The sequence below is a fragment of the Pseudomonas sp. HPB0071 genome, assembly GCF_000478505.2.
GTDB lineage: Bacteria > Pseudomonadota > Gammaproteobacteria > Pseudomonadales > Pseudomonadaceae > Chryseomonas > Chryseomonas luteola.
The window spans coordinates 104,924-119,614 of the sequence record NZ_KI517368.1 but is presented as its reverse complement, the minus strand read 5'-3'; the positions used below and the strand labels follow the sequence as shown (position 1 = coordinate 119,614).

Sequence of the window (14,691 nt, the reverse complement as noted above, 5' to 3'; positions counted from 1 at the left end):
CTACTTTTTTTTATGTTCGTCGAGCCGGGTACGGACAGCAGAAGTGCTCTGCTGTAGTCCGGCTGTTATGCCGTCGTCCAGCGCAATGTTGGGCGGAACGCCGAGCGAGGCCCTGTACAAGGCCCACATGGCACCGGGCTGGTCGGTGGTACCTCCGTGCAGTAACAGCGGTAGGTTACTGCGATCGGCCAGCAAGTCCGAAAACTGCTTGACCTGCTCCTGTGTCGGCAGGTCCTGAACGGGAAGGTTGGCGTAGCGGATGCGTGCGAATTCCGCATGTTGTTTTTCGGATGCGATTTCTTCCGCTGGCCTCAGATCCACAATCATGGCGAAACCTACGCGCTTGGCTTCAACCACACCCTCGTCCTCAATCGGACCAGCGATAGCCACAAGCGGCGCAACACGGTGGTACAGCGGCAGACGCTGCTCGGCAATCTGATCCCCGAATGGCGCGATCCCCGGCTGCGGCGCTACATCATCGGCAGCGCCTGCTGCCAGGGCTGCCTCCATGAACAGAACACCGGATAACAGCCAGAGCATTCGCTGGAAAGGCGTCATACGCCCTCCTTGGAAATGTTGGCGTTCTTGCGAACGATCTGCCATCCAGGGCGGCCCAGGTACCAGACAGGCGCAGACCAGACATGGACGAGCCGGGTAAAAGGCACAAGAAGGAACAGCGTCATACCGCAAACCAGATGCAGCTTATAGACCCAAGGCACGTCGGCCACCAGCTGCGCCGAGCCCGGGCGGAACAAGAGAATGCTGCGAGACCACTCGGCAAGCACCAGCATGTAGGTGCCGTCCAGATTTTGCGACGATTCGGGCAGCGTGCTGATCCCGAGGCAGAGTTGGAAGAAGATGAAGAGCAGGATGAAAATATCGGTCGGCTTGCTGGTCTGGCGAATGCGGGCATCCGTCAGGCGCCTATGTATCAACAAAATTCCGCCCACTACGCCGAGGGCGGCGAGCGCACCACCCGTCACGATAGCCAGGATCTGCTTGGCTTTCACGGTCAGGCCGAGGGCATGGTAGACCTCAGGCGGCGTAAGTAACCCCGCAGTATGCCCGACAAAAAGGCCCAGAATGCTGATGTGAAAAAGATTACTGCCCCAAACCAACTGGCGACGTCTCAAAAACTGGCTTGACTGACTTCGCCAGGAGAATTGGCTGCGGTCAAATCGTGCCCAACTGCCCAGAAAAAAACAGATCATGCACAGGTACGGGTAAAACCCGAACAGGAACTGGTTGAGCCAATTCATGCGGCATACCTCTAGCGTTCTATGAGACGGATGGGTGAAACCTGCACATCGCGTTCGAACTGTGCAACCAGGGCGGCTGCGTTCGAGCAGGCACTATCGGCAGCTACGGGCTCCATAAAGCTGACAGGTGCTTCTTCGTAGCGGGCATCCAGTGCCTCAGGGGTATCTTCCTGTTCTCCCTCGGCCAGCCTGGAGGCGACTACCTCGGCGTCAGCTGGCCGTGAACCTAATGCCTCGATAGCGCGCAGCACTGCAGCATACGGTGTTTCGCGTTTCTCGAGACGACTGGCCAGAAGCGCAACGATCTCTACAATCTCACCGAGCAGGACGGCGGCGTCGGAGGGTGCATGACACGAAACGTATTCCAGAAAGACCGGTAGAAAATCGGGCAACTCATCGCCTGACAGCTCTAGCCCAACGGCCCGATAGTCTTCGACGAGGTTGGCCATGGCCTGGCCCCGGTCCCGTGAGTCACCGTGCACATGACCGAATAGATAGAGCGAGAGGGAGCGTGAGCCGCCATCAAACAGCGACACATAGTTCCCTTGCGCCTGTATAGGGTCAGTCGCTGCCAGATGGTCGCAAAAGGCGATGACCTGGTCACGCTGTGTGACGGGTAGCGGTGAGTCATTCAGGATATATCGAATATCCGGCAGGGCCTCCATGAGGGCCTGGTCGGGGTAAAGCAACAGTCCGGCAAGTGCCTTGCACGTTATCATCACGTTACTTCCTGTCGAGAGGGAAGCGCTCACCCCGGGTCTTGCGGGTGTCCTGGCCCCACAGCATGAAACGGCTGTTCCCTTCGGAAGTCATCTGCCCGAAATGGAAGCCGGCAATGCCGCGCTGGTCGTAAGCATTTTCGGCCACTTCCTTATGCGAGGTCGGGATCACGAACCGGTCCTCGTAGTTGGCGATTGCCATTACGCGGTACATCTCTTCGGCCTGTCGCTCTGTCAGACCGACCGCATCGAGCATGGTGGTATCGACAATCCCTTCGATATTGCGCCGACGCATGTAGGCTCTCAGCGCCAGCAGCTTGCGTAGCGTGTCGCGGATGGGCTCCTCTTTTCCCGCCGTCAGCAGGTTAGCCAGGTAGCGGACCGGGATACGCAGGCTGTCTACATCCGGGATGCCTTCAAGGGTAGCCAGGGCGCCTGCATCGGCCGCCTCCTGAATCGGCGACAGGGGAGGGATGTACCAGACCATCGGAACGGTTCGGTATTCAGGGTGAAGCGGGAAGGCCACCTTCCACTCACAGGCCATTTTATAAACGGGCGAGCGCTGGGCCGCCTCGATCCAGTTATCCGACACGCCGTCTTTGCGAGCCTGCTCGATTACAGCCGGGTCGTGCGGATCAAGAAAGATGTCCAGCTGCGCCTGATAGCAATCCTGAACATTGGCCTGAGAGGCAACCTCAAGAATCCTGTCGGCGTCGTATAGCATCACGCCCAGGTAGCGAATACGGCCTACGCAGGTTTCCGAACACACGGTCGGCTGACCGCTCTCGATGCGCGGATAGCAGAAGATGCACTTCTCGGACTTGCCCGTATGCCAGTTGTAATAAACCTTCTTATAAGGGCACCCGGTTACGCACATGCGCCAGCCGCGGCACTTCTCCTGATCGATCAGGACAATGCCATCTTCTTCGCGCTTATAAATAGCCCCTGACGGGCACGCGGCAACGCAAGTAGGGTTCAGGCAATGCTCACATAGACGAGGGAGAAACATCAGAAAGCTGTTTTCAAACTCTCCATAGATCGCTTTCTCGACTTCCTTGAAGTTGTAGTCTTGCGAGCGTTTGTGAAACTCGGTACCGAGTGACTCTTCCCAATTGGGCCCCCAGCTGACCTTTTCCATCCGCTCGCCAGTCACAATCGAAACCGGCTGAGTCGTTGGGGCAGCCTCGCTTTCACCTACGCCATGAATGTAGGAATATTCGTAATCGAACGGCTCGTAGTAATCATCGATTTCCGGCAACTCCGGATTGGCAAATATCTTGGACAGAATCCGCCATTTGCCGCCAGTCTTCGGTCGCAGTTCACCGCCCTTGCCAAGCACCCAACCGCCGCGCCAGCGCTCCTGGTTCTCCCAGTCTTTAGGAAAGCCAATGCCCGGTTTGCTTTCTACGTTGTTCCACCAGGCGTATTCGATTCCCTGGCGGGTCGTCCAGACCTGTTTACAGGTCACGCTGCAGGTGTGGCAACCAATGCATTTGTCGAGATTGAGAACCTTGCCGATCTGCGCCCTGACTTTCATGTCCGCTGCCCTTCCACGCGAGATTCCTCTTCGGTTTTCATCACGGCGATCTTTTCGGACAGCGGTCGGTCGCGCCAGTCGACGTTTCTCATCTTGCGCAGCACGATAAATTCGTCCCGGTTCGATCCAACGGTGCCGTAATAGTTGAATCCCCAGGACAGCTGGGCGTAGCCGCCAATCATATGTGTGGGCTTAAGCACAACACGGGTGACGGAGTTGTGTATACCGCCGCGATTCTGCGTGACCTCGCTGCCCGGCACATTCGCCGTACGCTCGGCCGCGTGATACATGAACGCGGCCCCTTCAGGTATGCGTTGGCTGACGACCGCACGTGCGACCAGTGCACCATTACGGTTGAACGCCTCAATCCAGTCGTTATCTTCAATGTCTGCCTTGGCGGCATCACGCTCGCTGATCCAGACGATTGGCCCACCCCGCGCCAAGGTCAGCATGATCAGATTTTCGGTATAGGTACTGTGGATGCCCCATTTCTGGTGAGGTGTGAGGAGGTTGAGAGCAAGCGGCGGATTGCCGTTGTCATGCGCCTGAGCTAGCTCAAGAGACGCCGAGCGCGTATCGATCGGAGGGCGATACGTGGCGAAGCCTTCGCCAAAATCCCGCATCCAGGGGTGATCCTGATAGAGCTGTTGGCGTCCGGTTAGTGTTCGCCATGGGATCAGCTCGTGCACGTTCGTCCAGCCAGCGTTGTAGGAGATCTCATGGCTTTCGATGCCCGACCAGACCGGCGATGTCAGGATGGGGCGGGGCTGGGCGGCGATATCACGGAACTCGATCTTTTCACCGGCACGTCGTTCAATCAGGTGAGTGTGATCACGGCCGGTTACCTCCGAGAGGACCTGCCAGGCTTTATAGGCTACCTGTCCGTTGGTTTCGGGTGCCAGCGCCAGCACCGTTTCGATCGCGTCGAGATCCGACCGCATGCGTGGGCGATTGTTTGCGCCGGGGTCAGGTAGATTGACGTCACGCAAGTGTGCCACCTCCGCCTTCGTATCCCACACCATGCCCTTGGTACCGTTCCCGCGTTCCTCAAGCAGGGGACCCACGCTGACAAAGCGGTCGTAAGTCGCGGGATAGTCGCGGGTAACCAGGGTAACAGCAGGCATGGTGCGCCCTGGAATGCCAGCCGGTCCTCCATGCTTCCAGTCTTGCCCTCCATAGGGCTGGGACAGTTCGGATGGCGTGTCTTTCAGGGTTGGGGTCAGCACTACGTCTTCCTCAACGCCCAGTTGACCAGGCGCAAGCCGCTGGAACGTATTCGCCAGTTCTCGAAAAATGGCCCAATCCGTGCGTGCGCCCCAAACCGGGTCCACCGCGGCTTGCAGTGGATGGATAAAAGGATGCATGTCGGAGGTGTTGAGGTCAGCCTTTTCGTACCAGGTGGCAGTTGGCAGGACCACATCGCTGAAGAGCGTGGTAGTATTCATGCGAAAATCGATGGTAACCAACAGGTCTAGCTTGCCCTCTGGAGCCTGCTCTCGGTAAACCACTTCTTCGGGCCGCTGATCGCTTTCCTCGTTAAGTACATTGTTGCGTGCACCTAACAGGTGTTTCAGAAAATACTCATGACCTTTGCCGCTAGCGCCGAGCAGATTGGAGCGCCAGACGAACAGGTTGCGTGGCCAATTCTCGGGCGCGTCTGGATCTTCGCAGGCCATTTGCAGGGAGCCTGCATGAAGGGCGTCGGCCACGTACGCAGCCGGGTCTTGGCCTGAAGCGCGTGCGGCACGCGCCACATGCAAGGGATTGGTCTTGAGCTGCGGCGCACTGGGCAGCCACCCCATGCGCTCGGCTCGAACATTGCAGTCGAGCATGGTTCCAGACCACGCCGTGGGATCTGCCAGTGGCGAGATCTGCTCGCGTAACTCCATACGCTCATAGCGCCACTGATCAGTGTGGGCATAGAAAAAACTCGTCCCGTTCATCTGTCGTGGGGGACGCGACCAGTCTGTCGCAAACGCGACCGGCAGCCAGCCGGCTTGAGGCCGCAGCTTTTCCTGCCCGACGTAATGCGCCCAGCCGCCTCCGGACTTCCCTACGCAACCACACAGGATGAGCATCGACATGATGCCGCGGTAGGTCATGTCCATGTTGTACCAGTGGTTCAAGCCCGCACCGAGGATCACCATGGAACGTCCTTGGGTCGCTTCGGCATTGGCTGCAAAACCACGAGCTACGGCAATGCAACGACCCCGCGGAACGCCTGTGATCGACTCCTGCCAGGCGGGCGTTCCTGGAATATTTTCGTCAAAACTGCTTGCGCCGTCCTCGCCCAGTCCGCGACTGACGCCATAGCTGCCAAGCATCAGGTCGAACACAGTCGTGATTTCGACCTCGCGTCCGTCCTTGAGCGTCACACGACGTACAGGTATCCGGCGTTTCTGAATAGGGGCATGGTCAGTAAGACCAAACTTGCCTTCGCTGCCAAAGTAGGGGAAAGCAACGGTTGCAGTCGCCTCGCCTAGCAGCGTTAGGCGCGGGGAGATCTCTGCTCCGCTGGCGCCATCCTTGGGTTCCAGATTCCACTTGCCTTTCTGACCCCAGCGGAACCCGGCGCTGCCCTGTGGCGCTACGATAGCATCGGTCGTTTCGTCAATCACAACGGGTTTCCAGTCGGGATTGTTGTCCTGGCCGAGGTTATCGGCAAAGTCGGCGGCACGAAGCATGCGGCCAGCAACGAGCCCTTCGGGATGACGTTCGAGCACAATCAGGAAGGGCAAGTCGGAGTATTGACGGACGTATTCCTGGAAGTAAGGCACTTGCCGGTCGACGAAGAACTCCTTGAGGATTACATGACACATGGCCAGGGCAAGGGCCGCGTCGGTGCCCTGCTTGGGATGTAGCCACAAGTCGGCGAAGCGGGCCACCTCGATGAAGTCTGGCGCGATCACCACACTTTTGGCCCCGCGATACCGGGCTTCGGTGTAGAAGTGAGCATCGGGCGTCCGTGTCATGGACACATTGGAGCCCCAGAGCAGCAGATAGCCAGAGTTGTACCAGTCTGCACTTTCCGGAACGTCTGTCTGCTCGCCAAAGGTCTGAGGTGATGAGGGTGGCAAGTCGCAGTACCAGTCGTAAAAGGACAGGCACGTGCCTCCGATCAGGCTGAGGTAGCGTGTGCCGGCCGCATAGCTGATCATCGACATGGCGGGAATCGGTGAAAACCCGACCACCCGATCAGGCCCCCAGGCCTTGATTGTGTGAATGTTGGCAGCGGCGATAAGTTCGTTGATCTCATCCCAATCCACTCGTACGAAGCCACCCAAGCCCCGCACTTCCTGGTAACTCCGCCGTTTGGCAGCATCGCTCTGGATGGATTCCCAGGCCTGAACAGGGGAAAGCGTCTTGCGTGCTTCGCGCCAAAGCGCAAGAAGGCGACCGCGTACCATCGGATATTTGATGCGGTTGCTGCTGTAGAGATACCAGGAATAACTGGCGCCACGGGGACAGCCACGCGGCTCATGGTTGGGAAGATCAGGACGGGTCCGCGGGTAGTCGGTCTGCTGAGTTTCCCAGGTCACCAATCCATTTTTGACATAGATCTTCCAGCTACAGCTGCCTGTGCAATTGACGCCATGGGTAGATCGTACGATCTTCTCGCTTTGCCAGCGGGACCGATAATTATCCTCCCAGGCGCGATTTTCGTCAGTGGTTACTCCATGACCTTCCGAGAAAGATCCCTTGTACTTTTTGAAGAACAGTAGTCGATCAACGAACTGGCTCAAAACGTCGGCTCCCTTGTCTCGGTCCTTTCGAGCCTAGCAACGACTATTTTGCTTCGCGAATAGGAGTGTTTAATTCCGATAAGCGGTATTGGTCGAGCGAAGCAAGTTGGCACGTTTTGTGGCGAGCATGTACTTGAGGACGTTGGAAGATAGATACGTCTAGGCTCTTGTAATTACACGCTTTTTTTGTGTGGTTATTTGCGCTTAGGGGTGTCTATTTACCGTTTAAAGAACTCATAGGGAGCCAAAGAACATTGAGTCGTACGAAAGGTACATGCGCTACTGTCAAGCCCGGACCAAGATCAAACATTGCCGTTTTAGGTTCAGCCTTTCGGTAAAGGGTAAGCATTCCGGCTGACGTCATCGCTTGTCAAAACGCCTCAATACGGCCGTCAAATGTTCCGAGAACAACTCTTCAGGTTGCTAATACAGAGGCCAGGGTAGTTTGATGTCCTGGAACGTATTATCATGTGCACAGGCGCATTTGGAGTGCGCGTTTCACCTGCTCATTAAAAGGACTTAGCCATGACCGATATCAATCAAACCGTCCAGCCTGCTCCATTGCAGCAGCCGATTGTCAGCAATTCGAATATGGCTGGCATCGTCTATGTTCTGTACATTGTAGGTTTCTTCAACGGCGTTACCGCGCTGATTGGACTTATCCTAGCCTATGTCAACAGAGATACGGCAGATCCGATTTCTCGTTCGCACCTGGATTATCAGATCCGTACATTCTGGTGGGGACTTCTGTGGCTTGTACTGGGGTTTGCTTCAACCCTGCTTATCATCGGATGGTTCGTGCTGCTTGGCTGGGCAATCTGGACGATTTATCGAATCGTGAAAGGGCTGACGGCAATCAATAATCGTCGTGGAATTTAAGTAAGCGTAATCTCGGCTTATATCTAACTGGCCGCCTGGGGTTTGAATGTTTACCGCCGATACCCCGGGCTGGCGTCCAATCCATAGAAACACACCACCAACAAGCCTGCCTATCAAGACGCACCCATCAGTGTAAGCGCTATCGTTTTCAACACTGCTGCTACTCGTGAATTAAATAACCTTGGAAGATAAGACTGTTCTTATCTGCACATGAGGGCCTGTTATTTAGCAGGGGATATTTTTGACGAGCAATCAAGAAAAGTAGATGGAGCATAATCGGACATGATCAATTCATGTCCGATCTGGTACGCAATGAGCGGTTTTCAAAACTTCAATTGCATAACCCTATATTAGGCTTAGACGTTTTTAGGGTTCTGCCCGAAGCGGTTATCGACAAGATCTCCTTCCAGGCACATAAGCACCAGGAAAATGATTCCGCCTACTGCTGGAACGCCACTGATAAGAGCCCACCAACCGCTTCGGTTGGTATCATGAAGGCGTCGGATAGTGACGGCCACATTTGGAAGAATCATAGCCAGGGTATAGACACCACATAACCAAGGGCCCCAGCCAATTACTCCATCTACAACGGCAAGTACAACAGTAATGATCGCGCTGAACAGGGCGAACATCCAATATTCTTTCCGTCGAGCACGGCCATCAAACTTGACGTAGTTACTGACTACCGAGAGATACCATTCCATTTATTACATCTTCCTTATACAAGCCAGGCATAAAACGCCAGCATCCTAAAAAACAATGAAGTTTAGGATAGGGAATCAGTAAAAGAACAGATGATTGCACAGAGCTGCTATTTGCCATGAGAGCAAGCAATGCAAGAGAAATCTTTCCCAGATCATCCATAATCTTTCACAGAAGCCAGTCCATAGCTTCAAGGTGGGCGGTAAGTTTACAGATGAAGTCAACTTGACGCTACAGTAAAAGCGCTATCATTCATTCCAGATAAGTGACCAGTGTGTAATAGTTGGAAAATTCAGCTTTTCAATCACTTAGATACGTCAAAGGTATTGAATCAGTGAAGTACCATGGTTGGCGTATCTTTTAAGGTTTGGCAACCTGAGCATTGAAATAGCCGCTATTGCTTGGTTAGGTATACCGGCAGGCATCGTGGATCTATCGTACATGCGGCTGACTCAACCAGACTAAAAAGTCAGACAGTTGTGTAATAGTTCTGACAAACCGTTCAGGATTATAACGTGTAAATGTTACCTTTAAAGGTTTACTAGCGTGTGGCTTCATAACCAGATCCTGGCTCTCAAAACTATCACTACATAGTTTGTGGTTGCATTTGATAAGTCAGCGTTTGCCTATGAAGTGGGCACGTATGCATTCCCTCGTGCAAACCCATTGTCTTAACGTTTAAATCCATTGATACATCGTCAGCATCGACTTCTATCGAACAAAATGTATGGCTGTTCGCTGGGGTGCGATGAGTCCTTAGACAGTCGTAGCATGCCAAGCTGCTACAAGTCACACAGTAGGGTTATATCATTGGGTGGGTATCAACACCGCTATAATCGTCGTAAAACTTGAGCGAGATCAAAAACGTTTATCCAGATTTCGATACGTTAGGGGTTCACCTCATACGTTCAGGAGTCTCGGATGGCCAAGAAATTTCCTTTGCAGCCTAAGCATCCGGAGCGCATCTGTTGGGGGTGCGATATGTATTGTCCTGCAAACTCGTTAGCTTGCGGTAATGGCGCCAGCCGTACCATGCATCCGGTTGAGCTGTTTGGTGAAGACTGGGATACGTTCAATGCAACCGGGGGTGAGCCGGCAGAAAGCGAGAGCCCCGAACACCAGCTGAAACAGTAGGTCCGAACGTCCAATTAACCTATCGTACGTTCGTTTGGCTTAAGCTGTAGTCTCTTCAAATCGGATGAGAGGCTATAAGACGTGCTTACCCTGCGGCATGCCTGGTCAGGTCCCGTTGAGCTGGTGGATGCCAGCGGTACGGGTCACCGATTCGCCAAGCACAGCCATGATGAGTGTGTAATTGGCGTTAATTTGGAAGGCGAGGAGCACATCTGGCTGGATGGCAGGATATTCAATGCCGGCAAGGGATCCATCACTCTGTATAACCCCGGCCAAATACAAGGCGGCGGGGCCCATGAGGGAGCCTTCTGGCGCTACGTAGGGCTTTATGTATCGGCGGACTGGCTGGCCCAAAGCCTTGGGGTCAATCAAGTTGAGTTCGAGCGTCCTTTGCTTTATCAGCCAGACATTGCAAACCGCTTTGCCTGCGTGGTGCAAATGGCGTTACGAGGCAGCTCCATGAGCAACCCACACGTTCATCAGGCGTTGGTCCTGTTACTCGCAGAGATCACGGAGCTGAGTGGTGTTGCACTGACCACGCATTCAGCCGAGCCAGAGGTGGTTCTTCGTATTCAGGAGTGTCTTGCCGACTCCTTGGCGCAAATGCCTACTTTGGACGAACTAGCCCTTTTGACCCAGCGATCCAAGTATCAATTGCTGAGGACATTTCAAAAGGAAACGGGGTTGAGCCCACATCAATGGGCCATGCAGCTGAGAACGCGGCGAGCACGGGGACTGCTGCGGCAGGGTATGCCCGCCACGGATGTTGCTTATACGCTTGGCTTTGCTGATCAGAGCCACTTGAGTCGCCACTTTCGTTCGGCTTATGGAATACCGCCTGGCCAATATCAACGCCTCTACAGGTCCTGCAATCCTGTTCAAGATTATTGAGCAGGGGCAACCCATACTGATCGCCCTTTCTTTCCGAGACGCCTGATATGCTGACAATCTTCTTATCGGCCTTTTTGTTTGGCGCTGCGTTCTGCCTTTCGCCTGGACCTGTCCTGGCTGAAACGTTGCGTCGTGGCTTGTCCAATGGTTTCAGGCCGGCCCTAATGGTTCAGGTAGGATCTTTGCTGGGCGACGCCGTGTGGGCTGTATTAGGGTTGGTAGGGCTGTCAGTCCTGCTGGGCCATGAGCCGATTCGCATACCCCTAACGCTACTCTGTGCGGTTTATCTGGCCTGGCTAGGCGTTCAGAGTCTCAAGGATGCGTGGCGCCTGCCGGTCGGTACAGGTGAATCAGGTCAACCGCAGCAGGGCGCCTTGATGGCGGGTGCTGCCATCTCGTTGACTAATCCAAAAAACATTGTGTATTGGGGCGCGTTGGGAAGCGCCTTGTCGGGTATAACAGGCGACACTCCCAGTATTGCAAACACAGCGATGTTCTTTAGCGGAGTCATGAGTGCCTCCATTTTGTGCTGCTTTCTGACGGCAGCGCTTGTTGAGGGGTTCCGGCGTGCCAGCTCGCCAAACTGGCATAGAGCCAGCCATGCCCTGTGCGGAATCCTGTTGCTCATCATGGCTGGGCTCGCTCTGCATGGTCTCTGAGTGCGATCTTATACATGCGCTATAAAAGACAGGTAACCGTTTTGATAAAGGTAACGGCCAATCATTACAAAGCAGATGGCTACGATGAGAGGCCTGATCAGTCGGGCACCGCCACCGATAACGGCCAGTGAGCCCAGATAGGCACCCGCAAGCTGTCCGACTGCCATGATGCCACCTACCAGCCAAAGTACCTTGCCGCCCACGATGAAGATTGCAAGGGATGCAAGGTTGCTCGCCAGGTTAAGGGACTTGGCAGTTGCCGTAGCGGTAATAAGGTCGCGGCCCCGTAAGGCTACCTCGCTGAGTGAAAAGAACGAGCCCGTGCCAGGGCCGAAAAAACCGTCGTAAAACCCGATAAGGGGGACAACCAGGAGACGGTGCAGCCGCTCCCCCATGCGCGGCTTGCGCTCAACAGTACCTGCGCTTGGCGCAAGCAGAAAGTACAACGCAATACCACCCAATATGAAAGGCACCAGGACTTCAAGAGCGGAGGCATCCACACGCTGAATAACCACGGCGCCCACGGCTGCACCAATAAAGGAGGTCAAGAAGGGCTTTTTGACATCTGCCCAGGCGATCTTGCGTTTACGAAGCAGGGTCAATGTGGCGATTAGCGCCCCAAAGGTGCTCTGGAGTTTATTGGTTGCAATGGCTTGTACCGGTGGGATCTGAGCCAGCATCAGGGTAGGCACGGTAATCAGCCCGCCGCCACCTGCCAGCGTATCGATAAAGCCTGCCGCAAAGGCAACCAGCCCGAGTAACAGCAGAAAGGTGGGATCTAATACTATATCCATTTCAACATCCTTTGATGACGCGAGACGGATACGATAGAGCAATGCCGGGTTTTGTGTTGCAATGTGGTATTGCAGAAATCGCAACAAGGAAGGCGGTATGTCACTGGCTCAGTTATGGGAGCTACAAGCCTTTTGCGCAGTAGTGGATCGCCATAGTTTCGTGAGTGCGGCGCGCCTGCTGGGACGCTCTCCCAGTACAGTGACGCGCGCCATACAGAGCCTTGAGGCGCAGCTGGGGCATGAGCTTTTGCAGCGCTCACAAAAGCAGGTCCGATTGACCGAGGCGGGGGAGGCGTATTATGGCTACGCCAGGCAGATGCTGTCGCTGCAGGCCGAGGCAGAGGAATCACTCTCGGTACAGGGTACGTTGGCGCAAGGGTGGATTCGCTGCTCCGCCCCTGAAAGCCTGATGATGGATTTCTTGCCCAGCGTCATGGCGGAGTTTGGGCGGCGGAACCCCCAGATCAGCATTGATATACAGGTAAGCGATGCGGCACATGATCCCATTGCAGACAAACTGGATTTTGCTATTCGTGGTGGCTTTGCCTATCCCAGCGAGCTGATCGGCGCGCCATTGTGGAGCTATCGGCGTCACCTTTATGCAAGTCCGACATATCTCGCCATACGTGGCGTGCCTGAAGCGCCCGAGGCGCTTGTCGAGCATGACCTGCTGATGCATACCTCCCCAAGAATTCTCAAGGATTGGTATTTCAGGCAGGGCGATGCTCAGGTCCGTTACAAGGCCCAGCCCCGTTACCGTCTCAGTTCAGGCGTAGCGTTATATAACGCTGCTGTCCAAGGTCTTGGTATCTGCCGGCTGGCAGACTGGCTTGCAGAACCGGCGGTGCAGGCGGGACGTTTAGTCCGGGTATGCAGCCATTATCGACTGACTTCCTCAACCGGGCATGACCCACAGATACATGCCGTTTATGCCAGTACCCAGCTGCCTCAGCGGGTACGCGCATTTCTGGAGGCGATCAAAAGCGCCGCGCGTAAACGTTACGCCTGAAGCGGTTGAGTCGTTGGTGCGACAGGCCCAATCACCCTGCAGAGGTACAGATGCTTGTAACCGTTTATGGTGTCGTCTTGTTCGCGGCGGCCTTGCATGCCACTTGGAATGCAATCGTCAAAAGTGGAAGCGACAAGATCCTTATCACTGCAGTGATTACCGCTGCAGCGGCATTGATAGCAGCCTTGATCCTGCTATTTGTCCCTCCGCCGGCAGCGCCCAGCTGGGGTTTCATTGGAGCATCTGCTGTACTGCAGGTAGTGTATTACAACCTGGTGGCACAGACTTATCGCGTCGCTGAAATGAACCTGGCATACCCGTTGATGCGGGGAACGGCGCCGCTGCTGGTAGCGGTCATCAGCACGGTGGGATTAGGCGAGCATCTGAGCACGACGGCCTGGGTGGGTATCGGCACGATTTGTCTGGGTATTTTGTTGATGGCGCGCAGACGTGTCTCCAGTCATAGGGCAGGGGTGGGTTTGGCGCTACTTAACGCTTTGGTTATTGCTACTTACACATTGGTAGACGGGGCGGGCGTCAGAATGTCGGGTGCACCGCTGGCGTATACCCTATGGATTTTTCTTCTGACAGGCGCGGTTATGACGGCCTGGATGCTTTGGCGCAATGCCCATGCCTTCGTATCATTTTTCCGCGTTCAATGGCTGGTGGGACTGGTAGGGGGAGCTGGAACATTGGCGTCTTATGGCCTGGCGCTTTGGGCGATGACCCTGGCGCCTGTGGCCGTTATCGCTGCCTTGCGAGAGACCTCGATTATATTTGCGGCGCTCATCTCCGTGCTTGTTCTGAAAGAGCGCATGAGTCGGGGTCGAATTGCGGCGGTATGTGTCATGGCTATAGGGGCAATGATTCTGCGTCTGGCTTGACTAGTCAGGTGGCAAGCCAGATGCCAGCAAGTCTCGCCGATATTTGACGAAGCCGCGCTTGCTGTCACCCTTGAAGCCTGCCCGCTCGAAGAAGGCGTGGGCCTGAATCCGGTGGGCTGAACTCAATAACATGATCTTGGAGCAGTCCTTGTCGATACAGCGTTGCTCGATGGTTCTGATCAGCTGCCTGCCGACGCCCGTTCCGCGTTGCGCCTCGTCAACGATTACATTCTCTACCACCGCAAACGGTTGAAAACCAAACATTGCATCCTTGCAGAAGATCAGCAACGCGCTGGCGATAACGGTGCCGCCATATTCGGCCACTAAAAGCTCATGGACAGGATCATGCTGAAGCTCCTCCAGACGAGCCGGAAGCACAGTAATGAACGCACTGTCCACAAGTTGGCTGTATAGCCGTTGGAGGTAGCCGGCATCGTCAGGTTGTGCACGTCGAACGGTTAACATGCGTGGACGATCTCTG

At 55.1% G+C, this 14,691-nt stretch carries 14 protein-coding genes; 6 read left to right on the top strand and 8 right to left on the bottom strand.

Going from position 1 to position 14,691, the window contains the following annotated elements; genetic code table 11:
* Genes HMPREF1487_RS20225 through HMPREF1487_RS20205 form a run of 5 tightly spaced genes read right to left on the bottom strand, consistent with a single transcriptional unit; the run spans nucleotide 1 to nucleotide 7,258 of the window.
* Nucleotides 1-558 (bottom strand): fused DSP-PTPase phosphatase/NAD kinase-like protein, encoded by a 558-nt coding sequence (locus HMPREF1487_RS20225; protein ID WP_010798584.1) that lies wholly within the window; start codon nucleotides 556-558, stop codon nucleotides 1-3.
* Nucleotides 555-1,259, bottom strand: a complete 705-nt coding sequence (gene narI, locus HMPREF1487_RS20220) for a respiratory nitrate reductase subunit gamma (RefSeq protein ID WP_010798583.1) — start codon at nucleotides 1,257-1,259, stop codon at nucleotides 555-557. The genes HMPREF1487_RS20225 and narI overlap by 4 nt, the downstream gene beginning before the upstream one ends.
* A gap of 11 nt (nucleotides 1,260-1,270) precedes the next feature.
* Entirely contained in the window at nucleotides 1,271-1,978 is a 708-nt protein-coding gene (gene narJ / locus HMPREF1487_RS20215; RefSeq protein ID WP_010798582.1) for a nitrate reductase molybdenum cofactor assembly chaperone, read from the bottom strand.
* Between the two features lie 4 nt (nucleotides 1,979-1,982).
* On the bottom strand, nucleotides 1,983-3,515 hold the full coding sequence (narH, locus tag HMPREF1487_RS20210; RefSeq protein WP_010798581.1) for a nitrate reductase subunit beta: 1,533 nt from the start codon (nucleotides 3,513-3,515) through the stop codon (nucleotides 1,983-1,985).
* Nucleotides 3,512-7,258 (bottom strand): nitrate reductase subunit alpha, encoded by a 3,747-nt coding sequence (locus tag HMPREF1487_RS20205; RefSeq protein WP_010798580.1) that lies wholly within the window; start codon nucleotides 7,256-7,258, stop codon nucleotides 3,512-3,514. The genes narH and HMPREF1487_RS20205 overlap by 4 nt, the downstream gene beginning before the upstream one ends.
* A 525-nt stretch (nucleotides 7,259-7,783) precedes the next feature.
* Between HMPREF1487_RS20205 and HMPREF1487_RS20200 the strand changes: the two genes are divergently transcribed.
* Nucleotides 7,784-8,137, top strand: coding sequence for a DUF4870 family protein (locus HMPREF1487_RS20200; RefSeq protein ID WP_010798579.1), 354 nt, complete (start codon nucleotides 7,784-7,786; stop codon nucleotides 8,135-8,137).
* A gap of 356 nt (nucleotides 8,138-8,493) precedes the next feature.
* Here the strand turns inward: HMPREF1487_RS20200 and HMPREF1487_RS20195 are convergent, their stop codons facing one another.
* Nucleotides 8,494-8,841, bottom strand: coding sequence for a DUF805 domain-containing protein (locus HMPREF1487_RS20195; RefSeq protein ID WP_010798578.1), 348 nt, complete (start codon nucleotides 8,839-8,841; stop codon nucleotides 8,494-8,496).
* Nucleotides 8,842-9,760: 919 nt separating this feature from the next.
* Here HMPREF1487_RS20195 and HMPREF1487_RS20190 point away from each other — a divergent pair.
* The 3 genes from HMPREF1487_RS20190 (at nucleotide 9,761) to HMPREF1487_RS20180 (ending at nucleotide 11,523) form a co-directional block, all read left to right on the top strand.
* On the top strand, nucleotides 9,761-9,973 hold the full coding sequence (locus HMPREF1487_RS20190; RefSeq protein ID WP_010798577.1) for a DUF3079 domain-containing protein: 213 nt from the start codon (nucleotides 9,761-9,763) through the stop codon (nucleotides 9,971-9,973).
* Between the two features lie 81 nt (nucleotides 9,974-10,054).
* Nucleotides 10,055-10,864 (top strand): AraC family transcriptional regulator, encoded by an 810-nt coding sequence (locus HMPREF1487_RS20185; RefSeq protein ID WP_010798576.1) that lies wholly within the window; start codon nucleotides 10,055-10,057, stop codon nucleotides 10,862-10,864.
* Nucleotides 10,865-10,911: 47 nt separating this feature from the next.
* On the top strand, nucleotides 10,912-11,523 hold the full coding sequence (locus tag HMPREF1487_RS20180; RefSeq protein WP_010798575.1) for a LysE family transporter: 612 nt from the start codon (nucleotides 10,912-10,914) through the stop codon (nucleotides 11,521-11,523).
* Between the two features lie 8 nt (nucleotides 11,524-11,531).
* On the opposite strand, the gene HMPREF1487_RS20175 is transcribed toward HMPREF1487_RS20180, so the two are convergent.
* Nucleotides 11,532-12,317 (bottom strand): TSUP family transporter, encoded by a 786-nt coding sequence (locus tag HMPREF1487_RS20175; protein ID WP_010798574.1) that lies wholly within the window; start codon nucleotides 12,315-12,317, stop codon nucleotides 11,532-11,534.
* 97 nt (nucleotides 12,318-12,414) lie between these two features.
* Between HMPREF1487_RS20175 and HMPREF1487_RS20170 the strand changes: the two genes are divergently transcribed.
* Together HMPREF1487_RS20170 and HMPREF1487_RS20165 are read left to right on the top strand one after the other, a co-directional pair.
* Complete coding sequence (locus tag HMPREF1487_RS20170; protein WP_010798573.1) at nucleotides 12,415-13,326, top strand: LysR family transcriptional regulator; 912 nt, start codon at nucleotides 12,415-12,417, stop codon at nucleotides 13,324-13,326.
* A gap of 50 nt (nucleotides 13,327-13,376) precedes the next feature.
* Entirely contained in the window at nucleotides 13,377-14,210 is an 834-nt protein-coding gene (locus HMPREF1487_RS20165; RefSeq protein ID WP_010798572.1) for a DMT family transporter, read from the top strand.
* Here HMPREF1487_RS20165 and HMPREF1487_RS20160 read toward each other — a convergent pair whose 3' ends face one another.
* Nucleotides 14,211-14,675 carry a GNAT family N-acetyltransferase gene (locus HMPREF1487_RS20160; protein ID WP_010798571.1) on the bottom strand — a complete coding sequence of 155 codons (465 nt, stop codon included), beginning with the start codon at nucleotides 14,673-14,675 and terminating at the stop codon, nucleotides 14,211-14,213.
* Nucleotides 14,676-14,691 lie beyond the last annotated feature (16 nt).